Here is a 26,812-nt window from a genome sequence, read left to right as displayed (position 1 = left end):
GGCGCGGGGCGCTTCGCGGAACAATGCGTTGCGCCAGGGGCTCTCGTCCCCGCCCTCCTCCGCCATTACACCTTCCTCCACACCCGAGGCGCGCACCGTGCGGGCCGCGCCTCCCGAGGAGGAAACGTCATGGCGGGGAATGTCATCGAGCTGGCGGATGCGGACTTCCGGCGCGAGGTGCTCGAAGCGGAGGAGCCGGTGGTGGTGGACTTCACGGCCGCCTGGTGCCCGCCGTGCCGCATCATCGCGCCCATGCTGGACGCGCTGTCCACGGAGTGGCGGGGACGGATGAAGTTCACGAAAATCTCCACCGACTCGCACATGGAGACGGCGCAGCAGTACGGCATCCGCGCCATGCCCACCCTGCTCGTCTTCAAGAACGGCAAGGTGTTGAAGCAGCTCGTCGGGGCCATGCCGCGCAAGCGCCTGGAGGAGGAGCTGCGCCCGTTCCTCGGGGAAGTCACGCTCACGGAGGCGTTCTGAAGCGCCCGGGGCCGGGTTCGCGTGGCATTCCCACGCACTCATGACTAGTCATGCGCGCATGCGCGCAATCGAACTCCAGAAGACGGGCAGCATCGAGGGCTGGGTGCAGGTGGAGCGGCCGGAGCCGAAGCCGGGCCCGGGGCAGGCCCTGGTGCGAATCCGGGCGGTGTCGCTCAACTACCGGGACCTGTTCATCGCGCTGGGCAGGTATCCGGGCAACCGCCCGCCCCGGCTCATCCCCGCCTCGGACGGCGCTGGCGAGGTGGTGGCCGTGGGGGCCGGCGTCACGCGGGTGAAGCCCGGAGACCGCGTGGCCCCGACGTTCTTCCAGACGTGGACGGACGGCCCGAGGACGCCGGAGAAGGTGGCCCACGCGCTGGGCGGCAGCGTGGACGGCGTGCTCGCGGAGTACGTCGCCGTGGACGCCGAGGGCCTGGTGCACCTGCCGGAGCACCTCTCCTTCGAGGACGGCGCCACGCTGCCGTGCGCGGCCGTGACGGCGTGGAACTCACTGGTGTCCGAGGGCGGGCTCAAGCCGGGACAGACGGTGCTGGCGCAGGGCACCGGCGGCGTCTCCATCTTCGCCCTCCAGCTCGCCCGGGCGCTGGGCGCGCGCGTGCTCATCACCTCCAGCCAGGACGCGAAGCTGGAGCGTGCGAAGGGGCTGGGGGCGGACGGCACCGTCAACTACAAGCAGCACCCGAACTGGGAGGAGCCGGTGCTGGCGCTGACGGGTGGGCAGGGCGTGGACCACGTCCTGGAGGTGGGCGGCGCCGGGACGCTGCCCCACTCCCTGCGCGCCACGCGCCCTGGCGGGCACATCTCCCTCATCGGCATGCTCAGCGGTGACTTCGCGAAGCCGGACCCCGCCGCCGTCGAGGCGAAGAAGCTGAACGTGCAGAACACCTACGTGGGCAGCCGCGCCATGTTCGAGGACATGAACCGCGTCCTCTCCCAGCACCGGCTGAAGCCCGTCATCGACCGGGTCTTCCCCTTCGAGCAGGCGCGCGAGGCGCTGCGGCACATGGAGGCGGGCGCCCACTTCGGGAAGATTGTCATCACGCTCTGAGCTGGCGCGGCGGAGGAAGGCCGGGCCCCCGCAGCGCGCCGGGCGCCGCGCGAGGCTCACCTCGGGTTGAAGCGGGAGAAGTCGAGGAAGCGCCAGCGCAGCGGGGTGACGCCTCGCAGCTCGCGGACCTCCTCCACGTGGAAGTCCACCACCCGCTTCGCCCCGGCGTGCCGCGCCAGCCGCTCCGGCGCCCAGGTGGCCTGGGCCGTCCCGGTGAGCTGGAGCGTACCGCCGCCCTCGAAGTCGATGAAGAGCAGCCCCGCGCGCGCGTCGAGCGCGAGGTTGCCCAGCGTGTTGAACATGTTGTTGCCCGCGTAGTCCGGAAACTCCAACGCCTGCGCGCCGTGCACGAGCACGAAGCCCGGGTTGCCGCCCCGGTGCGAGGCGTCCGCGCCCCCTTCCGCCGTGTGCGTGGCGATGAAGAAGGTGTCCGCCCGCTCGAGCCACCGCCGCTGTGCCTCCGTCAGCGCCGGACCGGCATGCACCACCTCCGCCCGCGGAGCGGGCGGTGTGCCCGGCGGCGGCTCCACCTCCCGCGCCTGGATGTACTTGGGGCACAGCGCGTAGACGCTGCGCGGCCACAGGAGGAAGCCCCCCTCGGACAGGGGCTCGGAGCGGCCCCTCGCCTTCATGCGCCGCCGCGTGGCCAGCTCGATTCCCAGCAGCCCGACGTCGGTCTCCTCGCGCAGCACGGGCCGGAGCGGGTCTCCCGGCACCGGCTCCGCGCGCACGACGAGCGAGTACGCGTCCCGCACCGATGCGAAGCCGGGCTCCCCCGTGAGCAGCGAGGCCCACACCTGCCCCGTGTCCGGCACCCGGGAGGCCACCACCACCATCCGCTGCGCGCGCAGGAAGTCGCGCGCGGGCGGCGGAAATTCCGAGCCGATGGAGCGGCCCACGCGCTCCGCCTCGCGGACGGTGCCCTCGCGCGCCTGGACGGCCAGCTCGCCTCGATGAAAGGGAGAACCCATGACGTGCCTCGTAAAGTGTGTGCGCCCAAGCCACCTGGCTTTCCGGCCCTGCCAGGGGGCATCACTGGCCGGGCCGGAAGGCCGGGATTCTGCGCTGCCTTCCCTGAACGGACCTGGTGCCGATGGCCTGACTAGAAGAAGCCGCAGGAGGGAGCTCCGGGCGTCGGGGCGGCGTGCCCCTCCGCGCCGGTGGGCGCGTAGATTTCAAGCCGCGTGCCGTCCGGGTCCTCGAAGAAGATGCCGCCGGAGCGCGTGCCCTCGCCATGCGGCACGACGCCGTCGTGAAGGCAGGGCACACCGAGCGCCTTGAGCCTCCGCTCCGCCTCCTTCACCTCGAACATGCCCTCCACCTGGAAGGACAGGTGGTGCAGCCCAGCGCGCGCCCGGTCGAAGCGCGCGGTGCCCTGCTGCCACAGGGTGAGCACCAGCCGCGAGCCCTGGCCGAGGAAGGCGAACTCGCGCCCCGGCTCCTTCGACTCCGCGGTGACGTCGAAGCCGAAGACGTCGCGGTAGAAGCGGGTGGAGCGCTCAAGGTCGGTGACGTTGATGCCGATGTGGCCCGGCTGGAAGCCGGGGCCGTGGGATGCCGCGCTGCTCATGAAGGACTCCTGGAAGGTGCTCGGGTTGCCCCGCCCTCCATTGCAGCCCGCCGGCCAACGCCGCGCCGCGCACGAAGCCCAGGGACTTCAGGCGCTTCCACCCGCCCCCCCTCCTTCGGCACCACCACGAGGTCTCGTGGTCCACGACTTCTCGTGGCCGGGGCGGCGCGGGATTCCGGTGCGCCCGCGCCCGTTCAGCGGACCTTGATGCCCAGCGCCTTGAGGCGAGAGGCCAGCGTGGTGGGCGCGAGGCCCAGCAGCTCGGCGGCACCTCCGGGGCCGTACACCTTGCCTCCCGCCGCGGCGAGCGCCGCCTCCAGGTTCTTCCGCTCCCGCTGGCGCCACTGCCTCTCGGTGATGAAGGGCGCGGCGGGCGCGGGCTCCCGGCGCTCCCGCGGCGGCGGCGTGACAGGCGCTCCGGGCAGGGCCCCATCCAGCCGCAGCCGTCCGCCTCGCGAGAGGATGACCGCGCGCTCCAGGACGTTCTCCAGCTCACGCACGTTGCCGGGCCAGTCGTAGCGCTGGAGCGCCTGCACGTGGGCCTGGGACAGGCGCGGCGGTGGAAGCTTGAGCTTCGCGGAGACGCGCCGGAGGAGGTGCTCGGCGAGCAGGGGGATGTCCTCCCGGCGCTCGCGCAGCGGGGGCACCTCGATGGGAAAGACGCTGAGCCGGTAGTAGAGGTCCTCGCGAAAGCGCCCCGCGGCGACTTCGGCCTTCAAGTCGCGGTTGGTGGCGGCGAGGATTCGCACGTCCACCTTGCGCGTGACGTCCTCTCCCACCCGCTCGAAGGTGCCCTCCTGCAGCACGCGGAGCAGCTTGCCCTGCAGCTCCAGGGGAATCTCCCCCACCTCGTCGAGGAAGAGCGTGCCCCCTTCCGCCGCCTGGAAGCGCCCGGCCCTGTCCCGGAGCGCGCCGGTGAAGGCGCCCTTCACGTGGCCGAAGAACTCGCTCTCGAACAGCTCGCGGGGAATGGAGGCACAGTTGACGCGGATGAGGGGCCGCTCGCGGCGCGGGCTCTCGTCGTGGATGGCGCGGGCGATGAGCTCCTTGCCCACGCCGGACTCGCCGAGGATGAGCACGCTGGCGGTGGTGGCGGCCACCGGCCGGAGCTGCTGGAGCACCCGCTGCAGCGCGGCGCCGTGGCCCACCAGCTCGCCGAAGGCCCCCGCATCCTTCACCTCCTCGCGCAGGTAGTCGCGCTCCAGCTCCAGCTGCCCGCGCAGCCGCGCCACCTCCTCGAAGGCGCGCGCGTTGGCCAGCGCCACCGCCGCATGGTCCGCGAAGGTGCGCAGCCAGGAGAACTCCTGGGCCCCGAGCACGCGCCGGCTGAACACCGCGAGCACGCCCAGCACGTCTCCCCGGAAGACGAGCGGCTGCCCCGCGAAGCTCTGGATGCCCTCGCGCCGCGCCCACTCGCCATGCACCAGCCAGTCCGCCTGTCCGCCCACGCTTTGCAGGAGCACGGGCTCCCCCGTCGCGCCGACGTGGCCCACCTTGCGCACGCCCAGCGGGAAGCGGCGGAACGCCCCATCCAGCCGCGCCCATTCCTCCTCCGGCTCCTCCCGCGAGCCTCCCGCGCTCGCCGCCAGGTGCAGGCAGCGCGAGCGGTCCGGGCACTCGCCGCGCATGGGGCACTCGCCGCAGATGTCGCCCGGAGCGATGAGCCACAGCCGTGCCAGCGCCACGTCCGGCTGCGCGGCGAGGCCATGGACGATGCGCGCCAGCACCAGGTCCACCGAGCGGACCTGGGCCACGGCCAGGGCGATGGACTGGAGCGCGTCCGCGTACATGGCCCTTCCCTAACCCGGGAGACATCCGGCGCTCCACGAATTCTCGTGGTGCCGGCCGCGAGGGCTCTCCCAGGGAGCGCGGGGCATGCGCGGTGCAACGGGCCGGGGCGTCCCTCTCACGCAGCCACAGGATCCACCCCGATGACGTCTCCCCTTCGCCCTCCCTTCACCCCCGACACCGCGCGCGCCAAGGTCCAGGCGGCCGAGGACGCCTGGAACAGCCGCGACGCGGAGCGCGTGGCGCTCGCGTACACGGAGGACTGCGAGTGGCGCAACCGCACCGAGTTCTTCCGGGGCCGCGAGGCCATCAAGGCCTTCCTCCGCCGCAAGTGGGAGAAGGAGCTGGACTACCGGCTCATGAAGGAACTGTGGTGCTTCACGGATGACCGCATCTCCGTCCGCTTCGAGTACGAGTGGCACGACGCCACCGGCCAGTGGTTCCGCACCCATGGCAACGAGCACTGGGAGTTCGACGCCACCGGGCTCATGCGCCGCCGGGACATGAGCGCCAACGACGTCCCCATCACCGGGAGTGAGCGTCGCTACCGCTGACGGCTGCTGGCCCGCCTGCCCTGCGGGCCCGCCGTCCGGCACCCGCAGTGAAATAAAACGAAGTGTGGAGATTCTCTCCAGGTAGGGTAGTCACGGGCGCGCCACGGGAACGTCACGAACAGATGACGGCTCCCGGGCAAGCCTCGCCCGGACCTCCGGGCGACCTGGAGGGACGGATGCTCGAGAAGCTGATGCCCAAGTCGGACGAGTTCTTCGACGACTTCGACGCGCAGTGTGCCGTCACCGTGCAGGGCGCGAAGATGCTGCACGAGCTGCTGGTGGACTACCGGGACGTGTCGGAGCGTGTTCGAGCGCTGAAGGAGGTGGAGCACCGGGGTGACGAAGTCACGCACACCGCCTTCAACCGCCTGCACCAGCAGTTCATCACCCCGTTCGACCGCGGGCAGATTCACACGCTGCTGTCGCGCATCGACGACGTGCTGGACCTGACGAACGCGGCGGCGGCGCGGCTGCACTACTACGAAATCCAGACCAGCCTGCCGGACGCCACGGAGCTGGCGCGGCTGCTGGTGCTGAGCACGCAGAAGGTGCAGGAGGTGGTGGCGGCGCTGCGGCTCATCAAGAAGCCGGAGCAGATTCTCGCCGGCTGCAAGGAAATCAAGCGGCTGGAGTCCCAGGCGGACGAGGCGCTGCGCTCGGGCGTCGGCCGGCTCTTCAAGAGCGGCGTGGACACGTTGACGGTCATCAAGTGGAAGGAAATCTACGACCTCATCGAGACGGCGACGGACAAGTGCCAGGGCGTGGCCAACATCATCGAAGGCGTGGTGCTGGAGCACTCCTGAGATGCTACTCACCGCCGTCATCCTCATCGTCGCCGTTGCCCTGATTTTCGACTTCATCAACGGCTTCCACGACGCGGCGAACTCCATCGCCACCGTGGTGTCCACGCGCGTGCTGTCGCCCAATCTGGCCGTGGCCTGGGCCGCGTTCTTCAACTTCATCGCGGCGTTCGCCGGTGGCGTCCACGTGGCGAACACCATGGGCAAGGGCATCATCAACTTCGACATGCTCCGCGCCGAGGGCTCGTCCGCGGTGCTCGCGGTCATCTTCTCCGCGCTGATGGGCGCCATCGCCTGGAACCTGCTGACGTGGTGGTGGGGGCTGCCGTCCTCGTCCTCGCACGCGCTGGCGGGAGGCATGATTGGCGCCACGCTGCCGGTGCTCGGCGTCAAGGGGCTGGTGGGCTCGGGCATCGCGAAGATTGCGTCCTTCATCGTGCTCTCGCCGCTCATCGGCATGTTCCTGGGAATCACGCTGATGCTGGCGAGCACGTGGTCGGTGCACAAGCAGACACCGCTGCGGGTGGATGCCTGGTTCCGCCGGCTGCAGCTGGTGTCGTCCGCCATCTTCTCCTTCAGCCACGGCACCAACGACGCGCAGAAGGTGATGGGCATCATCGCGGTGGTGCTCTTCGGCACCATCTGGAAGGACCGGCCGTTCCACATCGACTGGTGGATGATCATCTCCTGCCACGCGGCCATCGCCCTGGGGACCTTCTTCGGCGGCTGGCGAATCGTCCGCACCATGGGGCACAGCCTCACCAAGCTGGCGCCCATCGGCGGCTTCAGCGCGGAGACGGGCGGCGGCGTCACCATCATCGCGCTGGCGCACTGGGGCATCCCCGTGTCCACCACGCACACGATTACGGGCGCCATCGTCGGCGTGGGCTCCACCAAGGGCTGGCGCGCCGTGAAGTGGGGCGTGGCAGGTCGCATCCTCTGGGCGTGGGTGTTCACCATCCCCGCCGCCGCGCTCATGGCGGTGCTGGTCTACGGGCTGACCCAGGTGGTCGTGCGCCTGGTGGGCTGAGTTTCCCCGGAGGGGCCTCGTGCGGCGTCGCGAGGCCCCTGTCCTGTCCGTGTCTACGAACCTGGAGGGCCCACCTTCACTACCCGGTAGCGACACGGGCGGAGGGCTGGCGGCGAGCTGGGAGTCGCACGGTGAAGCAGGCGAACTGCCCCGGCTCGCTCTCCACCGTCAGACTTCCGCCGTGCATCGTCACGATGATGTCGTAACTCAGAGAAAGCCCCAGTCCCGTGTTGCCCGCGCCAGGGGGCTTGGTGGTGAAGAAGGGCTCGAAGATACGTCCCTGAAGCTCCGCCGGGATGCCCAGCCCGTTGTCCCTCACCTGGACCACGACATTGTCACCGTCCTGGAGCGTTCGGACAATGATGGTAGGGACATAGCCACTCGTGGATTTCCGCTGCTTCGCGGCCACGGAGTAGAGAGAGTTCTGGAGCAGGTTCTGCAACACGCGCCCCAGTTCCTCGACGGCAGCGGAGATGGAGGCCAGCCCCGGCTCAAGCTCCTGCACGAACGTCACCTGCAGCTCCGGGTCCCGGGCCCGCTCGCCGTGGTAGGTCAGCCGGACATACTCTGACACGAGCAGGTTGACGTCCAGGGGATGGAACTCCCCGGACCTGCCCCGGGCATGGTCCATCATGCTGCGGATGATGCGGTCCGCACGTTCACCATGCTGCTGGACGACGAGTGCGTTCTGCTTCAGGTCCTCGATGACATCTTCCACCTCGCGCAGGAGGGCTCGAGGCCGCTCCCGCAGGGTAGCGGCCAGCTCGGTGGAGAGCTCGACATTCACCTCGGACAGGTTGTTGATGAGGTTGAGCGGGTTCTTGATTTCGTGTGCGATGCCGGCGGTGAGCTGCCCCATGGAGGCCAGCTTCTCTGACTCGATGAGCTGCCGCTGCGTGCGCTGCAATTGCTGGATGAGCGCCTGTCTGGCCACGTTCTCTTCTTGGAGCGAGCGATTGGCCTGCTCCAGCTCGCTCGTGCGCTCGTGGATGCGCAACTCCAAATCCTGATTGAGCTCTTCCAGGCTCTTCCGGGTCTCCTGCAGGGCCGCGTTGCTCTGCCCCAGGACCATTCCCATGTGCACCAGTCCCTCGCCGGTACGCTGCAGCTCAAGGACGGGATAGTCGGGCTTCGGCTGTTCGTAGTTGCCTTGAGCAATCCGACGCATCATCCCTTCCAGCGACACCAGGGGCGTTGCCAGCAGGGCGCTCACCTTACGCACCCTGTTGTACAGCCAGACGGAGAACAGCGCGTAGAAGAGGCCGAGCCCGACGAGCATCCCCAACCCCACCCGGTTGATACGCGCGCTCAGCGTCTGCGCCTCCGCGAAGATGTCGGCCTCATCCACGATGACCAGCAGCTTCCAGCCCGTCCCCGCGACGGTGGACCAGGCCACCTGTTTGTGGTGCCCCTCGAGCGTCACCGTGGCCACCCCCTCCTGTCTGGACATCATCGTCCTGCCCAGTCCTCGGCTGTCCTCGCGCTTGAGCAGGTTGAAGGAGTCCGGCTTGAAGGTGTCCTGCTGGATGGACTCAGCATAGGAGTACTGGGTGAGCTCCTTCAGCTTCCAGTCGCGCTCCCCCAGCGAAGGTAACGCGAGGATGGTGCCGTCCTTGCCCACCAGCATTCCATAGCCATTCCAGGGCAGGCGCAGCTTGAGGACCTGCTGGACGAAGGTATCCACCGTGATGTCCAGCCCCACCACCGCTTCCAGGCGCGAGCCGTCGCCGGGATAGACCGGAGCAATGGCCGACGCTATCCAGCCACGACCCGCCGGGTCGATGTACACGTCGGTCCACACCACCTTGCGGTCGGGGTTATGGGCGGCATCCGCCTCGTAATAGAAGTTGAAGGCCGTGGCATCGAAGTCCGCGCTGACCAGTTCGAGCAAATCCACGTAGGGGTAGATTCGGCAAGAGGTCCTCCCGCTGTTGATATAGGCCTGCACCACGAGCGGCTGGGTCTTGACGAGACTCTCCAGCAGGGGGTCCAACTGGCTGAGCCGCAACCCCATCTCCCGGGCAGCCTCGGCGGTGCAGGACGTCCTGAAGCAGATGAAGGCCGCCCGGCCCGGGAGGTCCCGGACCGTGCGAAAGACGCCGTCCTCACGGAGCGAGTAGCGAGAGCGCTCCTCTGCGTCTGGGACGAACGGAGTGACGAAGGCGCGCGCGGTGTGCCTTCGGAGCATCTCGGTGTTCTGGGCCACGGCTGACAGTTGCGAGCCAATTCCATCCGCCTGGCGCTGGGCGGTGTCCTGGAGCTGCTCGGTGGCCAGCCGCTGCATGGTGGAGATGTTCTGTTCCCGGATGATGCCGTTGGTCCCCAGATAGACTGCAATCAGGGCCAGTTCGATGAAGAAGACCGGGACCAGCGCGCTCCGGAAATACGAACTCCAGATGAGCTGCAGCAGGGACACCGGACCAGCGGCTCCGTGTCTTGGCAATCCACGCAAGGCGCACTGCTCCCTTTGTGCTGAGAGGGACACGCGCGGTTGAGAGTCGTGTCCCCTGGCGCTTCGAGCGCGCTCCCATCATGAGTAAATCACCGCCACCCATGCCAGTGCAGCCAGCCAGACGAGCGATAGGGCCCCGCTGACCCATGTGAAACCCGCGAAATGGTATGCGAGCCTGGACCCGCGCCAACACAGGACACGGGGTTCAACCACGGCCGGGGCGGGGCCGTGCATTCCAAGTGTGTAATCATGTCCGGACACGCGATTGCTGGCAGGTATGTGCTGGAGCGCAGGATTGGCAGCGGTGGCATGGGCGCCATCTGGCTGGCACGGGACTCCCAGCTTCAGCGGTGCGTGGCCCTCAAGCTGATGGCGTCAACCACCGCGCCGCTGTCCTCTTCAGCCCTCCTGCGCTTCGAGCAGGAAGCCAAGGCCATCGCCCAGCTCCGCCACCCGAACGTGGTGCAGATTCATGACTACGGCGTGGATGGGGATACGCCATACATCGTCATGGAGCTGTTGGAGGGAGAGGACCTGGAGAAGCGCCTGGAGCGGACCGGCCGACTGTGTCCGACGGCCGTGGCGGCGCTTCTCAAGCCCGTGGCGAGAGCGCTGACTGCCGCGCACGCGGCGGGAATCGTCCACCGGGACCTCAAGCCCGCCAACCTCTTCCTCGCTCGCGTCGACGGTGAGGAGGTGGTGAAGGTGTTGGACTTCGGGTTGGCGCGCAGGATGCTCCAATCCCGGGAGACCTCGGAGAACCTCCCCGGCGAGCAGGTGGTGGGGACGCTGCGCTACATGAGCCCGGAGCAGCTCCGGAGCGACCCGGCCCTGGACCATCGCAGCGATTTGTGGTCGCTGGCGGTCGTGTTGTACCGGGCGCTCACCGGCCAGTTTACCTACTCCGTGGACTCGATTCACGCGCTGCTCCAAGGGCAATTCCAACCGCCTTCGGAGCCAGCCTCCAGCCTGGTGGCCGAGCTGGGCGCGGAGGTGGACGCATTCTTCGACCGCGCCCTGAACCTGGCCCCCGCGCGACGCTTCGCCTCGTCGCGGGAGCTGTCCGCGGCCTTCGCCTCGCTGGTGGAAGAAAAGCAGCCAGCCCGGGCGGCCAAGATCCTGGTGGTAGACGATGAGCCCGACGTGCAAATCCTGATGCGGCAGCGCCTGCGCCGGCAGATTCGCGACTCGGTCTATCAGCTGGTCTTCGCAACGGATGGTGAGGACGCGCTCGAGAAGCTGCGGCAGCACCCTGATACGGATGTCGTCCTGTGTGACATCAACATGCCGCGCATGGACGGGCTCACGTTCCTCACCCGGGTGGGAGAGGTCAACCCGCTCGTCAAGGTGGTCATCGTCTCCGCGTACAGCGACATGAGCAACATCCGCACGGCGATGAACCGTGGCGCCTTCGACTTCCTGGTCAAACCCATCAACATCCAGGATTTGCAGTCCACCCTGAGCAAATCGGTGAGACACGTGTCGGAGCTGCGGCGAGCAGTGCGTTCCACCGAGGAGAATCAGGTGCTTCGCATGTTCGTCCACGGCGGCATCCTGGAGCGCGTCCTGCCGCTGGTGCGCGGCTCGGAGGCAGTGGCTGGCGAGCGGATGGATGCCACGGTCGCCTTCATCGACGTGGACGGCTTCACGCCCGTGACACGTCGGGAGTCGCCCGAGGCCGTGGTAGGCCTCTTGAACTCCATCTTCGAGATCATCGTTCCAGAAGTGACGGCACGCGCAGGCGTCGTCGAAAAGTTCGTGGGAGACGCCGTCATGGCGGTCTTCCGTGGCGCGGGGCATGCCATCCGCGCGCTCGAGGCGTGCCTGGCACTCCGTCAGCAACTCCAAGCCGTGGCCCTCCGTGGCGGCGACGGCTCTCCCTATGCACATGGCGTCTGCATCGGGCTCGACTCGGGTGAACTGGTGTCCGGGAGCGTGGGCGCACCTGGAATGGGCCGCCTGGATTACACGGTGCTGGGCGACGTGGTGAACACCGCCGCACGGCTCGCCATGGTTGCCTCGGGCGAGCAGGTCCTCATCGGCGAGGGCCTGTACCGCCGGATGCAGGACGAGTTCGAGTGCCAACGTGTGCAGGACTCGCATCTGCCGGGAATGACCGCTCCGCTTGCCGTCTACAACGTGGTGGCCCGCCGCAGCAGGCAAGCGTCCCCTTCAGAGGAGACCGACTCCGTCGTCCTGCACGGAGTGCCGGACGCCCGGGAGCCGGGCCCTCTCGCAACCAACTCCGCGCGATAGACACACACCACACGAGCAGCCGACGCTCAGGGTGGCTGGCTTGACTTGCATCCGCGAGTTCAGCCAGCCTTCCACTTCATGAGCGGCCTCCACGGGAGCACTGCGCCGGGCCAGGGACACCAGTCCCCCGCCTGCGTGCGCCCGGAGACCGCCACCTCGACGACGACCACCACTACCACCACGACTCCCCGCGGAGCGCGGGCGGTCTAGCGCGGGACACCTTCCGGTCTCCCAGCTCGGCCCCGCGCTCCCCGGCGCGGGGCTTTTTTCGTTTTCACACCCTTCACACCCCAGGAGTCCCGTCCCCATGCAGCCCACCCCGCAGACGCCCTCCCCGCTGGCCCGCCCCTCCTCGTCGCTGAAGCCCGGGGTGCCGCCGTGCGCGTGATGAAATTCGGTGGCACCAGCGTGGGCGGCGCGCCGCAGCTGCGCCGCGTGGTGGACCTGGTGGCGGCGGCACGCCAGGAGACGCGCGTCATGCTGGTGGCCTCGGCCGTGTCCGGCATCACCAACCTCCTCGTGGAGGCCGCGCGGGTGGCCCAGGAGCGCGGCGCGGTGGACGGGCTGAGCGCCCGCTTCGAGGACACCCACGCCGCCATCACCCGCGAGCTGGAGGGCGAGCTGGGAGCGGCCCGCCAGCGCCCGCTGGAAGAAGGACTCGCCGCCCTCGGCGCGGAGCTGCGCGGCCTGCTCCAGGGCGTGGGGCTGCTGCGCGAGTGCTCGCCCTCCGTGCTCGCGCACCTGTCGGGCCTGGGCGAGCGCGCCGCGTGCCTCATCCTGGAGGCGCTGCTGGAGGCACGGGGCCTGGCGCCGCGGGCGGTGGACCCGCGCGAGGTGCTCATCTGCTCGGGGGACCCGCTCCAGGCCACGCCGAGGACGGATGAGATTCGCGCGCGCTTCGCCCCGCTGCGCGAGGGCGGCCCGGGGCTGCTGCTGATGCCGGGCTTCTTCGGCGGCGACGGCCGGGGCAAGACGCTGTCGCTCGGACGCGGCGGCTCGGACTACTCGGCGGCGCTGGCGGCTGCGGCGCTGGACGCCGAGCTGCTGGAAATCTGGACGGACGTGGACGGCATCTTCAGCGCGGACCCGCGCCTGGTGCCCGAGGCCTTCCCGCTGCCGGAGGTGAGCTTCGAGGAGGCGATGGAGCTGGCGTACTTCGGCGCGAAGGTGCTCCACCCGAAGACGATTGCCCCGGCCCGCGAGCGCGGCATCCCCGTGCGCGTCTGCAACAGCTTCCGCCCCGAGCAGCCCGGCACCCGCGTGACGGCCGCCGCCGCGCCGCCCCAGCACCCGGTGCGCGGCCTGTCCTTCCTGCGGGACATCGCCCTCGTCAACATCGCCGGCGCGGGCCTCAAGGGCGTGCCGGGCACCGCCGCCCGCGTCTTCGAAGCCATGGCCCACGCCAGCATCTCCGTGGTGCTCATCACCCAGGGCTCCAGCGAGTGCTCCATCAGCTTCTGCGTCCAGCAGGCCGAGGCCCGGGGCGCCGTGGAGGCGCTCGAAGTGGCCTTCGAGGTGGAGCGCGAGGCCGGCAAGGTGGACACGATTGAGTGCCAGGACGGGCTCGCGGTGCTCAGCATCGTCGGCGACGGCATGCGCCACCGCGTGGGCGTGGCGGGGACGTTCTTCAGCGCCCTGGCCGACGTGGGGTGCAGCATCGCCGCGATTGCGCAGGGCTCCAGCGAGCGCAGCATCTCCGCCGTCATCTCCGAGACGGACGGCCCGCGCGCCATGGCCCACGTCCACGGCCGGTGCTTCGGCACCATCGAGGTGGTGGAATTGCTCGTGGCGGGCGTGGGCAGCGTGGGCGGCGAGCTGCTCCGGCAGGTGCGCCAGCAGGCCCCCAAGCTGCGCGCGCACGGCGTGGACCTGCGGGTGTGCGCCATCGCCAACAGCCGGCACTGCGTGGCCTCTGGCGAGGGCATCGCCCTGGAGGGCTGGGAGGCGCGGCTCGCCGCGGGCGGGGACGGCCCCGCGCTGGACACCTTCCGCGACTGGGCCCGCGCCAAGCGCCCCGGCCGTCCCATCTTCGTGGACTGCACCAGCAGCGAGGACGTCGCGCTCGCCTACCCGTCACTCATGGAGGCCGGGCTCCATGTCGTCACCGCCAACAAGAAGGCCAACGCCGGCCGGTGGAGCCACTGGCGCGCGCTGCGCGAGACGGCGTCCCGGCACCAGCGCCGCTTCCTCTACGAGACGAACGTCGGCGCGGCCCTGCCCGTCATCGACACGCTGAAGAACATGGTGCGCACGGGCGACCAGGTGCTGCGAATCGAGGGCATCCTCTCCGGCTCGCTCTCCTTCATCCTCGGGCTCGTCGAGGAGGGCGTGCCGCTCTCCCAGGCGGTGAGCACCGCGATGGAGCGGCGCTTCACGGAGCCGGACCCGCGCGACGACCTGCAGGGCACGGACGTGGCGCGCAAGGTGCTCATCCTCGCCCGCGAATTGGGGCGCACGGTGGAGCTGGAGGGCGTGAAGCTGGAGTCCCTCCTCCCCGAGGACTTCGATGCGTCCGGTCCGCTCGACGCCTTCCTCGCCCGGCTGCCGAAGGTGGATGCCCACTTCCAGCGCCGCGCGGAGGCACTCCGCAAGGAGGGCAAGGTGCTGCGCTACGTGGGCAGCGTCACGCCGGAGGGAATCTCCGTGGGGCTGGTGCCCGTCCCCCTGGAGCACCCGCTGGCGGCCGTGAAGGGCGGCGAGAATGCGCTCAGCTTCCTGTCCGAGCGCTACAGCCCCACCCCGCTGGTGATTCGCGGCTACGGCGCGGGCGCGGCGGTGACGGCGGCCGGCGTGCTCGCGGACGTGCTGCGCCTGGTGGAGGGGCCGCTGCCCTGACGCAGTCCCCGGAGCGCGGCACGGGTGCGCCCAGCAGCTACCGCCGGAAGAGCGCCTTCCGGCGGCGGCGCTCCAGCGCCAGCATCGGCAGCCCCACGAGCACGGCCAGGGCCTGCCCGCCGCCACAGCCCGTCGCGGCGTCCCCGGCGGAGGGCTTCGGGACGGACGCGAGCGGCGCCACCACGCCAGCGGGCCCGTCCAGGTCCACCATCACCGTGCCCTCGTCGCCGGGGGCCTCGGCGGTGGCGACGGCGCCTTCCGCAGACGTCTTGCTGTTGCCACTGGAGGGCGCGAAGACGACGGCCAGCCGGTCCGAGCCGCCCTTCGGCTCCACCCCGAAGAGGCAGGGGATGCGCGCGCCGGAGGGCAGCACGGCGACGCTGGCGGGGTAGCCCGCGAAGCCGGAGATGGAGGCCACCTCGCGCGCCGGGCCCAGGCTGCGGCCATTCAGCCTGCGCACGACCAAATCGTATCCCCGGCCGTCACGGTGGGGCCGGTTGTAGAAGATGTGCACCGTGCCGCCCACGCGGGTGATGGCGGGCTGGAGCGCCCAGTCCCCGTCGTCGTGCACCACGAGTGACGCGCCGAAGCGCTGGCCATTGAAGTGCCGGTACCGCAGCCGCTCCGCGTTGTCCTTGTAGACCAGGTGCATGCCGCCCTTGCCGTCCGCCACCGCGCTCAGCGCGGCGCCGTGGTAGATGCCCTCGGAGAAGGCGGTGCGCACGGAGGACCACGAGGACAGCGGTGCGCCGTCGTCCCGCACCCGGTAGCGCGCGGCCATGCCCCCCGAGTGCGAGCCGTAGACGACGACGAGCTTCCCTCCGAGGTGCAGCAGCCGCCCGCCCCCGCGCTTCGAGAGGTGGCGGTCCAGCGCCGGCATCTCGCGGAACGTGGAGCCGTTGTCCGTGCTCACGGCGATGACGAGGGTGGAGCTTCCGTCCGACTCGCGCTTGAAGGCCTGCACCCAGATGCGGCCCCGCGAGTCGCGCGCCAATTCCGCCCGGTAGTACGCCGTGCTGGAGCTGCGCGAGTCGAAGACCTTGAGCGTCCGCCCGGCCACCCACCGGTCCGTGGAGGACTGGTAGCGCCACCATTGGAAGACGACGTCGCGCGACGTCGAGCCGCCGATGCCCTGGCTGTCCGGCGTCTCCACCGAGTACACGAGCGCCACGTCGCGGCCCACCGCGAGCAGGTCCGCGCGGTCCTGGCGGGAGCCGTCATGGACGGGCCCCTCGTACTTCCAGGAGCGGCCGCTGTCGTGGCTCCGGTACAGGCCCAGCCCGCGTCCCCCGCTCCCCCCGCGCTGCACCGCCAGCAGCAGCACCGCGCCCCGGCCGCCGCCCCGGTCCACGCGCACCAGGTGCCGGTGCGCCGGAAGCGTCAGGGCATTGCCCCCCTCCACCGGCAGCGCTGTTGGTGGTGTCGCGGCTGCGAGGCTCATGAACACGCCCGCCCACAAGGCCAACCCCATCCCTGGCTCCCTCCCGTGTCGGGAAATTCCCAACCATCCCTCACACCAGGGTGGGGCGGACGAGTGCTCGCTGGAAGACGGAAAAGCCTTGGCATGCCCGGCTGCATGCCCTCCAGGCCGGCGTCAGGACGGGGGCTTCTGGGGCGCGCCCGTGAAGCGCCGCGGCAGGGACACCGTGAAGGTGGAGCCCTCTCCGGGCCGGCTCTTCACGCCGATGGTGCCGCCATGGGCCTCGACAATCTGCCGGGTGATGAAGAGGCCCAGCCCCAGCCCGCCATAGTGGCGCGGGGACACGGCGCGCTCGAAGCGGCCGAAGATGCGCGAGACGTCCTTCTCCGGGATGCCGATGCCCCCATCCTGGACGATGAGCCGGGCCTCGTCGCCCCCGTCCTCCACGGCCACCACCACGGGCCGGCCCGAGGCGTACTTGATGGCATTGGAGAGCAGGTTGGCCAGCACCTGCTCCAACCGGAGCCTGTCGTACCGCCCCGTCACCGGCCCCTCCACGCGCAGCACCAGCTCGCAGTGCGCGCGCGCGGCCTCCGCCTGGAACTGCTCCACCCCCTCGGCGGCGAGCTGGCTCAGGTCCAGCTCCTCCAGGTTGAAGCGCAGCTGGCCCGTGCTGATGCGCGACACGTCGAGCAGCCCGTCGATGAGCTTGTCGAGCCGGTGAATCTGCTTCGTGGAGACCTCGAGCTTCTGGCACAGCGTCCGCTCCTGCGTCTTCGAGCACAGGCGCTGCAGGTGCTGGAGCTGCAGGTGCAGCGTGGTGATGGGCGTGCGCAGCTCGTGCGAGGCGATGGAGAGGAACTCGTCCCGCAGGCTGATGGCCTTCTGCGCCTCCTGGTAGAGCCGCGAGTTGTCCACCGCGTAGGCGGTGCGGCGGGCGAGCTCCTCGGCCAGGGCCTGGTCCTCGCGGGTGTAGGGGTTGCCGGGCTCGTCGCGCAGGAGGGTGAGCGCGCCCAGCGTCCTGCCCCGGGCGATGAGGGGCACCATCAACGCCGACGTGGGGCGCAGCTGCTGGAGCAGCCGGAAGCGGCCGGCGTCCGCCGCGCCGAGCCGGCGCAGCAGCTTCGCGGTGTCCGGGAGGAAGCGCGAGCGGCCCGTGCGCAGCACCCGGTCCAGCTCCGGCGGCGGACGCGTGCTCTCCACGGGGCCGAGCGCGTCCGCGCACAGCGGCTCCAGCTGGCTGCCGGGCGCATGCTCACAGGCCACCCGCCGCAGGACGCCGTCCTCCAGGAGGTGGATGAGGCTGGTGTCCCCCAGCAGGGGGACGACCCGGTGGGCCACGGCCGTCAGCGCCGCCTCCGCGTCCAACGAGGACACCAGCGCCGCGCTCGCCTCGGCCAGCAGGCGCTGCCGCTGCACCGCGGCGCCCGCCTCGGCCAGCAGGCGCTGCTGCTGCTCGGCCCGCCGGCGCTCCGTCATGTCGCGGCTGACCTCGGCGAAGCCGCGCAGCCGGCCCTCCCCGTCGTGCAGCGCGGTGAGCACCACGCCGGCCCAGAAGCGCGAGCCGTCCCTGCGCAGCCGCCACCCCTCCACCTCCACCCGCCCCCGCTCCGCCGCGCCCCGCAGCTGCGCTTCCGGGCGTCCCCGCTCCACGCTGTCCGGAGGATGGAACTCCGAGAAGTGCCTGCCGAGGGCCTCCGCATTCTCATAGCCGAGGATGCGCTGCGCGCCCGCGTTCCAGCTCACGACGTACCCGCCCGGGTCCAGCATGATGAGGGCCTGGTCCTTCACCCCGTCCACCAGCAGCCGGAAGCGCTCCTCGCTCTGCCGCAGCGACTCCTCCGCGCGGCGCCGCTCCGCCGTCTCCAGCGCCATGGACACCACGTGGCCGATGGAGCGGGCGAAGGCCTGCTCCTCCGCCTTCCAGGGCCTGGGCGGGCCCACGTGCTCGTGGCACACCACGCCGCCCAGCCTGCCGCGGACCCAGACGGGGACGTCCAGCATCGAGGTGATGCCCCGGGGCTTCAGGTAGGACTCGGTGAACTCGCACGTGCGCGCATCCCGGTGCGCGTCGGCCGCGTCGATGTACAGCTCGTCCACCAGGGCCTGGAAGTAGCGGGGGAAGTCGCTCCTGCGCAGCTCGACGCCGTGCTCGAAGGTGTCCGTGTCGCGCAGGTACAGGACGTCGCAGTGGAGGGCTTCTGCTTCCGCCTGGAGCGACCAGTAGCTCACCCGCGCCACGCCCAGCTGCTCGGCGTCGCTCTTGAGAATCTGCCGCAGGCTCGCCTGGAAGTCGGGCGCCTGGGCCGCCGCCAGCTCGAGCAGCACGGACTGCTCCAGGAGCACGGACTGGCGATGGAGCATCCGCTCCCTCTCCGCCCGGGCCGTCGCCCCCTCCTGGCCCATGTCCTCTCCCGTGCCCTCGCGCGCAGTCACCCGGGAAAGGTGCTGCCGGAAGGTGGACACACCAAGCAGCCCGTCCCCCCCACCGTCACGCCGCTCGCCCGCTCGGGACACACAACGGATGCTCACGCGGGACGGCGTTCCAGAATCTCCTCCTCTGAGAACATTCCGGAGAACGTCCCGCCCGGGCCCGGCGCATTTGAAGTTGCCAGGAGAACTGCCCAGAATGCCCCGCTGCCCTCGACTCGCGAGCGGCAGGGGGAGAACGGAATGTTCGTGTCTCGCAGGTCAGACTGGGGCTTCACCGGAAAGGTGCTGGCGCTCACGCTCACGCTCGCGCTGGTGGGGTGCGGCGACGATGATGATGACGATGATGACGAGGACTGCACGGGCGGCGCCGGCAGCCCGGTGACACTGAGCGGCAAGGTGACCTACGACTTCATCCCGGCCACCTACTCGACGAGCACGAAGACTGGCACGCTGGGCTTCGCGCAGGCGGCCGAGCGGCCGGTGCGCAGCGCGGTCGTCCAGGTGCGCCAGGGGACGAACACCCTCACCACCGGGACGACGGACGACCAGGGCAACTACCAGCTCAACTTCACCCCGAGCACCTGCGGCACGCTGACGCTCGTCGCGCTCGCGAAGTCCACGAACCCGGAAATCCAGGTCGAGGACAACACGGACGACAACGCCATCTGGGCGGTGGGTGACACCATCACCGCCACCACCACGACGAAGAACCTGCGTGCGACGCACGGCTGGAATGGGACGGCCTACACCGCCAACGCGCGCACCGCGGCGCCCTTCGCCATCCTGGACAGCATGTACACCGCGTCCAAGGCCTTCATGGCGGTGCGCCCCGCCACCTTCCCCGCGCTCAAGGTGAACTGGAGCCCGGACAACGTGCCCCAGAACGGGAACAAGGCGAACGGCGAAATCAGCACGTCGCACTTCTCCTTCACGGAGAACGAAATCTACATCCTCGGCAAGGCGGGCGTGGACACGGACGAGTACGACTCGCACGTCATCGTCCACGAGTGGGGGCACTACTTCGAGGCCAACCTGTCGCGCTCGGACAGCCCCGGCGGCCCGCACAGCTCGGGCGACGTGCTGGACCCGCGCCTGTCCTTCGGCGAGGGCTACGGCAATGCGCTCGCCGCCATGCTCCTGCCGGAGTCCATGTACGTCGACACCCTGTGGGCGAGCTCGCCCAGCGGCCCGCCGACGGCCTTCGGCTTCGACGCGGAGACGGCGCCCACCAGCCCCACGGATGACCCGACGCCGAGCGTGTTCTCCGAGTCCAGCGTGATGCGCGCGCTCTATGACCTCTACGACTCCGGCTCCAACGAGGGGTACGACGGCGTGGCGCTGGGCCTGGGGCCCATCTACGACGTGCTGGTGGGGCCGCAGCGGTCGACGGACGCGCTGACCACCATCGGCTCCTTCATCACCGGCCTCAAGGCGCAGCCGGGGGTGAACGAGGCGGCGGTGAACACGCTGATGGCCCACTACGGAATCGGCGCGGTGACGTCGCCGTTCGGCGAGGGGGACTCGAAGCTGCGGGCCATGTACACGTTCGTGCCCAACTCGTACCCGTACAGCGCCACTGCCACCCTGCACGGCAAGGTCGACTACAACAAGCAGCAGCAGAACCGCTACTTCGTGTTCTCGGGCACCGGCCGGACGATGAACATCTCCGCGGCGAATGCGTCGGAAGACGTGGGTATCGAAATCTACAAGCGCGGCGAGCTGGTGGGCTCCGCGGACGAGTCGTACCAGGGCACCGAGTCGGTCAGCATCCCCAGCACGAGCGGCACGCAGTACGTGCTGGTGGTGACGGGCTTCAGTGCCAGGGACCAGGACTACTCCGCCAACGTCTCCATCACCAGCCCCTGAACGAGGAGCACACATGAATCGCAAGGCACTCGCAGTCCTCTCGGGCCTCCTCGCGCTGACGGCGCCGGTGGCCTGCAGCTCCCAGGCGAAGTCCACGACGCCCCCGGCCAGCACGGACACCGCCAAGGTGGCCGCCCCCGTGGCGGTGGAGGCGAAGGTGGACGACACGCAGGCGCACGTCACCCTCCGCTTCGACTCCGCGGCCAGCGACGTCCAGGTGAATGTCTCGGGCGTGGACGGCCTGGCGGTGAAGAGCGCCGGCTCGCCCGTGAAGGGCGGCAGCTTCGCGCGCGCGGACGAGACGTCCTTCGACGTGGACTTCACGCCCGGCCCCGGCCGCTCGCTGCTGGTGGTGGCCGTCACCGGCACCTTCCAGGGCGCCCCCATGTCGAAGGTGGTGAGCTTCTCGGTGGGCACGCCCACCAAGGAGCAGCAGAAGTCGTCCGGCACCACCGTCACCGGCAGCGACGGTGAGCGCATCAAGGTCATGCCCTCGGGCGGCCAGTAGGCCTCACGTCGGGCAGTCCACGAGACACACGGCGGGGCGAGCGGGGATTCCTGCTCGCCCCGTTGCTCGTTTCGGGCCCGCGGAAGGCGTCCGGGTGCGGCGGCGGAACGCGCGGAGCCCTGAAAAAACACAGCGGGAAGCGCGCCCCCCGACGCACTTCCCGCCGTATGAGCCACCTTGACGGGGCTCCAGGACTTCAGACTCCAGAAAAAAAGCATTGGGAGCACGCCCCCTCGACGTGCTCCCAATGACCACGCGCCCCCACTCTGGGGCGCCCCCTACACCGTTTGAAGCCAGCCCCCCCGGGCCAGCCTCCCCCCACCCTCAGACGCAAAGCGTCCGAAACCTTGAGTGCCGTCAACCGCCCGGGCACCCTCCCCGCCCACCTTTCGGAACGCTCTGCGTCCGAAGCCCTTGGGCTCCGAGGCTCTGCCCCGGCGCCCCCACCTTTCGAAAATAAATACGCACGGGGCCCGAATTCTTGAGCGTGGCCCTATTTATTTTTTCAGGCCCACAGGGAACCACACCCCACCGACGCGTCAGCCCACCGCCTTCGCCTCGTGCGCCAGGGGCGCCGGGGCGTCCGCGAGCCGGCGCAGCAGCCGCCGGCGGACGACTTCGATGTGCTCGCGGAAGTAGTAGAGGTTCTCCGAGTAGGAGAGCGGCATGGGGATGCGGTTGACCTCGCGCTCGGCCTCGTCGAGCCGGCGCAGCATGTCCCCCAGCGTCTCCCGGTCCGGATTCTCGTCGAGCTGGAGCTCGACTTCCTTCAGGCGCGCGTACCAGCGGACGATGCGCGAGCGCACCCGCCAGAGGAAGAGCGCCGGCACGGCGCGCCCGAGGGGGACCACCACGGCGATGATGGGCACGAGCATGACCCAGAGCCTGTCCACCAGGTTGGCGGCCCAGAACGGCAGGTAGCGCTGGAGCAGCGGCACGCCGGACTCGTAGTAGCGGCGGGCCTCGCTGCTCAAGGGGAAGCCCGTCTCCAGTGGCGCGGGGAACTCGCCCGTCCTGTCCAGCATGCCGGCGCTGCCGTGGACCTCGCTGGCGGCGCGCAGGAGCAGGTACGCGAGCGCGGGGTGCAGGGAGTCCTTCGCCACGAGGTTGGCGGTGGGCGTCAGCACCGTCACGTCCTGCGCGGGGACGTCCGCCGCGAGGTCGAACACGCCGCGCGGCAGCACGTGCCGGGTGAGGTAGGTGAAGCGGCGGGTATAGGCGTCCGCGCGGGCGAAGCTGAGCATGTGGATGCCCGGTACCGCCGCCAGCTTCTGGATGGCCGGGGACTCCGCGGGAGCGACGAGGAACACCGCGTCGAGCTTCTCCTGCTTGAGCTGTTCGATGGACTCCTCGCGGCCGAGGGCGACCAGCTGCGTCGGCGCCTCGTCCGCCTTGTTGGCCTTGAGCAGGGTGAGGGCGAGCGAGCGCGTGCCGCTCTCCTCCGGCCCCACGGAGATGCGCCGGCCGCGCAGCGCGCGGACGTCCTCGATGGGCTCGCCCCGGTAGAAGACCCAGAGCGGCACGTAGGAGAGGCTGCCCAGCGAGACGACGCTCGCGGCCTTCTCCGCGCTGACGGTGCCGCTCTGCACGAAGGCGACGTCCACGCCCGAGCTCTCGTCGGCGAGCATCTCGATGCTGGTGACGGAGCCCTTCGTGGGGCGCACGTCCAGCTTGATGCCGTCTCGCGCGAGGATGGCCTCGTACTTGCGCGCGTAGTACCGGAAGCCGCCCTCGTCCTGCGGTGTCGCGATGACGAGCGTCTTCGGGGGGGCGGGCTTGACGAAGTAGAACGTCACGGCGAACGCGACGCTGATGAGGACGAGCGCGGGGCCGAGGGTCAGCCACAGGTCGCGGCGCAGCGTGCGCCGGAGCTGGGCCTTGATGAGGTCCGTCTTCTTCATGGTGGGGGCGGAGTATAGACGCCGCCCGCCCTTCCCCGCCGGACAAGGCCGGACGGAGCCCGGGCAGGCATGCGCCCCGGGACGGCGGTGGCGCCGCCCTGGCGGCGGTGGGGGCGCCACCGCCGCCAGTCAGGCGCCGGGCTTCAGGTCAGCTGTCGCCGCGCCGCTTGGCCTTCCCCCGCTCCCAGCCGGCCTGGGTGAGGCTGCTCACGTGGCGCCGGTGCTCGCGCCGCGCGACGGCGTCCGTCTGGCGCGCCTGGTGGGCCTGCTCGCGCCGCAGCTTCTCGAAGCTGGCGAGCCGCGCGGCCTCGAGCCCGCCCTTCGCCACGGCTTCCCGCACCGCGCAGCCCGGCTCGCTCCGGTGCTGGCAGTCGGTGAAGCGGCACCCTTCGGCGAGCGCGAGGATGTCCGCGAAGGCCTGGTCCACGCCCTCCTCGTCACCCCACACGCCCAGCTCGCGCATGCCCGGGCCGTCGATGAGGAGCCCGCCGCCGGGGAGCGCGAACAGCTCGCGGTGGGTGGTGGTGTGGCGGCCGCGGCTGTCGTCCTCGCGGACCGGCTGCGTGGCCAGGCGCTCCTCGCCCAGCAGCCGGTTGACGAGCGTGGACTTGCCCACGCCCGAGGAGCCGAGCAGCGCGCCCGTCTTCCCGGCGGGCAGCCACGCGCACAGCGCCTCCACGCCTTCTCCGGTGTGCGCGCTCAGGGCCAGCACGGGCACGCCGGGGGCGAGCGCCTCCACGTCCTGGACGCGCGCCTCCACGTCGCCCAGGAGGTCCGCCTTGCTGAGCACCACCACGGGCGCCGCGCCGCTGTTCCACGCCAGGGCGAGCGCCCGCTCGAGGCGGCGGGGGTTGAAGTCGTCATCCTGCCCGGCCACCAGGAACACCACGTCCAGGTTGGCCGCGAGCAACTGGCCCTCGCGCTCGCGGCCCGCCTCGCGGCGCATGAGGACCCCGCGGCGCGGGAGCACGGCGTGCAGCAGCGCCTCGCCGTCCCCGCTGGCGGGGAGCTGGAGCGCCACCCAGTCGCCGATGGTGGGCAGCGCCTCGGCGTCGGGCGCGTCGTGGAGGAGCCGTCCGGCGGTGCGCGCGAGGAGGACGCGCTCGGAGGTCTGGACGGAGAGCAGCCCTCGCGCCTGGCGCACCACGCGGCCGGGGACGAGGGGAAGGGAGGACTGCGAGAGGACGTCGGAGAAGGCGAGAGCGAAAGCGGGATTCCAGCCGAGAGACTCGAGGGACACGGGAAGCAACTCCGGACACGGCGGTGCCGACAGGCGCACCTGGTTCGTCAGGGCACCCGGAGGGGAGCGGACCGCGCGTTGCGCCGGACCTTCGTGGCCGCCTAGGCGGCCCGCACCCTCGGGGCGGACAGGGCATTCACCGTCAGGACAAGGTCCGCGTTCATGGTGCCTCCCAGGTACGTGGGGCGGAACGTCCATCGCCGCCCTTCGCGTCCCTTCATAACAACTCCTCCGCCCGCGTCCAACGTCCAGAACCGGGCACTCCACCCCGCCGGGCCATTGGCACCCGCACGAGGAACGTCAGGTGGGACTGGCATGAGCGGGGACATGCGCCCATGTTGCCGCCGGAACGAGCGCCCCCCTCCGATGTCCCACATCAGGTCGCTCGCCTGTACCCATCTTCCTGGAGGGCCCCCTTGAGTGCCGCAATCGACGTGCGCGGCGTGACAGCTTCCGAGACCCGCCCCGCGGTCCTCCTGGTGGAGGACTCGGCGGCGGACGCCGTCGCGCTCCAGCGGGCGCTGCAGCCGCTCGGCGTCGCGCTCGTGTGCGTGGCGTCGGGCGAGGAGGCCGTCCAGGCCCTGGAGCGGCAGGACTTCGTGGCGGTGCTGCTGGACGTCTACCTGGCGGGGGCGTGGGACGGCTTCGAGACGGCCCGGCGCATTCGCGAGCTGCCGGGCCACCAGGCCGTGCCGCTGCTCTTCATGACGGGCGCGGCGCAGGACGCGCTGCTGTCCGCGCGCGCCTACCGCGCGGGCGCGGTGGACTTCCTCCACAAGCCCCTCTTCGCGGAGCAGCTCACCGCCAAGGTCGCCGTGTTCCTGGAGCTATGGCACGCGCGGGAGCGGGAGCGCAGCGACCTGCGCGCCCGCGAGGCGCGGGCGCTGCGGCTCGCGGAGGCGGACCGCCAGCGGGTGGATGCCCTCAACGCGACGCTGGGGGCCCACCAGGAGTGGCTCCAGTCCGTCCTGCAGTGGCTGCCCGTGCCCCTCATCCTGGTGGAGCGCGACACGGCCCGCATCCTCTTCGCCAACACGAGGGCCGACGAATACTGGGGCGCCACCTTCCCCCGGGCGATGTCGGAGGACGACTACGCGCGGGCCTTCCGCCTGGTGGACATGACGGGCCGCGAGCTCGCCTCGTCGGAGTACCCCGCCATGCGCGCCGCGCGCGGGGAGAGCATCTCCGGGCTCCAGCTCCTCGCGCGCACGCCCCGGGGACAGCGGGCCGTGATGGTGGACACCGCGCAGGTGCCCGCCCTGGGCGAGCGTCCCGCCTGCGCGGTGGTGACCTTCCAGGACATCACCCTCCTGAAGGAAGCCGAGCACGCGCTGCGCCGGCGCGAAGAGGCGCAGCGCTTCCTCGCCGAGGCGAGCGCCCTGCTGGGCAACTCGCTGGACAGCCACGCCACCCTCCAGCAACTGGCGCGGCTCACCGTGCCCACGCTCGCGGACTGGTGCGCGGTGGACGTGCTCGATGAGCGCGGCCGCGTCGAGCACCTCGTCGTCATCCATGAGCACCCGGAGAAGGCGCGGCACCTCGAGGAGTACCTCCGTCGCCATCCGCGTCCCCCGGACGCCCTCCGGGGCGTTGACCAGGTGCTGCGCACGGGCGAGCCCGACTGGATGGCCCACATCCCGGAGGACGCGCTCCGGGGAGCGGCGTGGGGAGGCGGGGAGCGGCTGGACCTGCTGGGGCGGCTGGGCATCCGCTCCTACGTCATCGTTCCGCTCATCGCGGGCGGCCGGGTGCTGGGCACCCTCTCGCTGATGCAGGCCGAGTCGGGCCGCCACTACACGGAGGCGGACGTGCGCCTCGCCGAGGACCTCGCGCGGCGCGCGGCGCTCGCGGTGGACAACGCCCGTCTGTACCAGGCCTCGCAGCAGGCCGTGCGCCTGCGCGACGAGTTCCTGTCGGTGGCCAGCCACGAACTGCGCACGCCCCTGACGCCCATCCGCATCAAGGTCCAGGCACTGCAGCGCCAGACACAGCTCGCGCCCGGAGGCATGCTCCCCGTGGACAAGGTCGCCTCCGTGCTGGACACGGTGAGCACCCAGACACGGCGGCTCGGCCGGCTCGTGGACGGCCTGCTGGACGTGTCGCAGTTCAGCGCCGGACGGCTGGAGCTGCACCGCGAGCCGGTGGACCTCGCCGGCCTGCTGCACGAGGTGGGCACGGCCTTCGAGGTGGACTGCGCGAAGGCGGGCTGCCGCCTGGACCTGCACGCGCCGGAGGCGGTGGTGGGCGCGTTCGACCGGCAGCGGATGGAGCAGGTCGTCTCCCACCTGCTGTCCAACGCCGTGAAGTACGGCGCGGGCCGGCCCGTCCAGCTGCGCCTGGCGGCGGACGGCGGGCGCGCGCGAATCACCGTGAGGGACGAGGGCATCGGCATCTCCCCCGAGGCGCTGCCGCGCCTGTTCGGCAAGTTCGAGCGCGCGGTGTCCGAGCGCCACTACGGGGGCCTGGGCCTGGGCCTCTACCTCGCCCGGCAAATCGTCGAGGCCCACGGCGGCACCATCCACCTGGAGAGCCAGCCCGGTCAGGGGGCCTGCTTCGAGGTGAGCCTGCCGCTCGGCTTGAATCCGGCCTGACGGGAATTCCGGGTAC

Annotated in this window: 18 protein-coding genes; 10 read left to right on the top strand and 8 right to left on the bottom strand. The window is 70.6% G+C overall.

The features are described 5' to 3' along the window. The first annotated feature begins 129 nt into the window (after positions 1-129). Both trxA and ACX9TP_RS12695 read left to right on the top strand, forming a co-directional pair. Positions 130-483: a thioredoxin gene (gene trxA, locus ACX9TP_RS12700; RefSeq protein WP_482979982.1), complete on the top strand. Its 354-nt coding sequence runs from the start codon at positions 130-132 to the stop codon at positions 481-483. Between the two features lie 58 nt (positions 484-541). Next, positions 542-1,552, top strand: coding sequence for a zinc-dependent alcohol dehydrogenase family protein (locus tag ACX9TP_RS12695; RefSeq protein WP_482979981.1), 1,011 nt, complete (start codon positions 542-544; stop codon positions 1,550-1,552). Positions 1,553-1,608: 56 nt separating this feature from the next. Here the strand turns inward: ACX9TP_RS12695 and ACX9TP_RS12690 are convergent, their stop codons facing one another. The 3 genes from ACX9TP_RS12690 to ACX9TP_RS12680 form a co-directional block, all read right to left on the bottom strand. Continuing rightward, complete coding sequence (locus tag ACX9TP_RS12690) at positions 1,609-2,523, bottom strand: pyridoxamine 5'-phosphate oxidase family protein (protein WP_482979980.1); 915 nt, start codon at positions 2,521-2,523, stop codon at positions 1,609-1,611. A 131-nt stretch (positions 2,524-2,654) separates the two neighbouring features. After that, positions 2,655-3,122 (bottom strand): VOC family protein, encoded by a 468-nt coding sequence (locus ACX9TP_RS12685; protein ID WP_482979979.1) that lies wholly within the window; start codon positions 3,120-3,122, stop codon positions 2,655-2,657. Between the two features lie 194 nt (positions 3,123-3,316). Then, a complete protein-coding gene (locus ACX9TP_RS12680; protein WP_482979978.1) occupies positions 3,317-4,912 on the bottom strand; it encodes a sigma-54-dependent Fis family transcriptional regulator in 1,596 nt (531 codons plus the stop codon). A gap of 141 nt (positions 4,913-5,053) precedes the next feature. Between ACX9TP_RS12680 and ACX9TP_RS12675 the strand changes: the two genes are divergently transcribed. The 3 genes from ACX9TP_RS12675 to ACX9TP_RS12665 all read left to right on the top strand — a co-directional run bounded on the left by ACX9TP_RS12675 (position 5,054) and on the right by ACX9TP_RS12665 (position 7,294). Then, positions 5,054-5,464: a nuclear transport factor 2 family protein gene (locus tag ACX9TP_RS12675; RefSeq protein WP_482979977.1), complete on the top strand. Its 411-nt coding sequence runs from the start codon at positions 5,054-5,056 to the stop codon at positions 5,462-5,464. Between the two features lie 176 nt (positions 5,465-5,640). Next, positions 5,641-6,267, top strand: coding sequence for a DUF47 domain-containing protein (locus ACX9TP_RS12670; protein ID WP_482979976.1), 627 nt, complete (start codon positions 5,641-5,643; stop codon positions 6,265-6,267). A gap of 1 nt (position 6,268) precedes the next feature. Then, positions 6,269-7,294: an inorganic phosphate transporter gene (locus ACX9TP_RS12665; protein ID WP_482979975.1), complete on the top strand. Its 1,026-nt coding sequence runs from the start codon at positions 6,269-6,271 to the stop codon at positions 7,292-7,294. A gap of 79 nt (positions 7,295-7,373) precedes the next feature. Here the strand turns inward: ACX9TP_RS12665 and ACX9TP_RS12660 are convergent, their stop codons facing one another. Further along, positions 7,374-9,710: a sensor histidine kinase gene (locus ACX9TP_RS12660; RefSeq protein WP_482979974.1), complete on the bottom strand. Its 2,337-nt coding sequence runs from the start codon at positions 9,708-9,710 to the stop codon at positions 7,374-7,376. Between the two features lie 285 nt (positions 9,711-9,995). Between ACX9TP_RS12660 and ACX9TP_RS12655 the strand changes: the two genes are divergently transcribed. Both ACX9TP_RS12655 and thrA read left to right on the top strand, forming a co-directional pair. Next, positions 9,996-12,002 carry a protein kinase domain-containing protein gene (locus ACX9TP_RS12655; RefSeq protein ID WP_482979973.1) on the top strand — a complete coding sequence of 669 codons (2,007 nt, stop codon included), beginning with the start codon at positions 9,996-9,998 and terminating at the stop codon, positions 12,000-12,002. A 387-nt stretch (positions 12,003-12,389) separates the two neighbouring features. Further along, positions 12,390-14,837: a bifunctional aspartate kinase/homoserine dehydrogenase I gene (thrA, locus tag ACX9TP_RS12650; RefSeq protein WP_482982157.1), complete on the top strand. Its 2,448-nt coding sequence runs from the start codon at positions 12,390-12,392 to the stop codon at positions 14,835-14,837. Positions 14,838-14,874: 37 nt separating this feature from the next. Here the strand turns inward: thrA and ACX9TP_RS12645 are convergent, their stop codons facing one another. Beyond that, on the bottom strand, positions 14,875-16,278 hold the full coding sequence (locus ACX9TP_RS12645) for a hypothetical protein (RefSeq protein ID WP_482979972.1): 1,404 nt from the start codon (positions 16,276-16,278) through the stop codon (positions 14,875-14,877). 153 nt (positions 16,279-16,431) lie between these two features. Beyond that, a complete protein-coding gene (locus ACX9TP_RS12640) occupies positions 16,432-18,789 on the bottom strand; it encodes a PAS domain-containing sensor histidine kinase (protein WP_482979971.1) in 2,358 nt (785 codons plus the stop codon). 141 nt (positions 18,790-18,930) lie between these two features. Between ACX9TP_RS12640 and ACX9TP_RS12635 the strand changes: the two genes are divergently transcribed. Beyond that, positions 18,931-20,556, top strand: a complete 1,626-nt coding sequence (locus ACX9TP_RS12635) for a hypothetical protein (protein WP_482979970.1) — start codon at positions 18,931-18,933, stop codon at positions 20,554-20,556. A gap of 13 nt (positions 20,557-20,569) precedes the next feature. Continuing rightward, on the top strand, positions 20,570-21,064 hold the full coding sequence (locus ACX9TP_RS12630; protein ID WP_482979969.1) for a hypothetical protein: 495 nt from the start codon (positions 20,570-20,572) through the stop codon (positions 21,062-21,064). Between the two features lie 539 nt (positions 21,065-21,603). On the opposite strand, the gene ACX9TP_RS12625 is transcribed toward ACX9TP_RS12630, so the two are convergent. Continuing rightward, positions 21,604-22,965: a TAXI family TRAP transporter solute-binding subunit gene (locus ACX9TP_RS12625; protein WP_482979968.1), complete on the bottom strand. Its 1,362-nt coding sequence runs from the start codon at positions 22,963-22,965 to the stop codon at positions 21,604-21,606. A gap of 148 nt (positions 22,966-23,113) precedes the next feature. After that, entirely contained in the window at positions 23,114-24,205 is a 1,092-nt protein-coding gene (gene rsgA, locus ACX9TP_RS12620; protein WP_482979967.1) for a ribosome small subunit-dependent GTPase A, read from the bottom strand. A 416-nt stretch (positions 24,206-24,621) separates the two neighbouring features. Here rsgA and ACX9TP_RS12615 point away from each other — a divergent pair, with 416 nt between their 5' ends. Continuing rightward, positions 24,622-26,796, top strand: coding sequence for a hybrid sensor histidine kinase/response regulator (locus tag ACX9TP_RS12615; protein WP_482979966.1), 2,175 nt, complete (start codon positions 24,622-24,624; stop codon positions 26,794-26,796). The last annotated feature ends 16 nt before the right edge of the window (positions 26,797-26,812 follow it).

Source organism: Pyxidicoccus sp. M15, from assembly GCF_056858435.1.
Note: the sequence above shows the minus strand (reverse complement) of the source record. Positions and strands in the feature narration are given on the sequence as shown.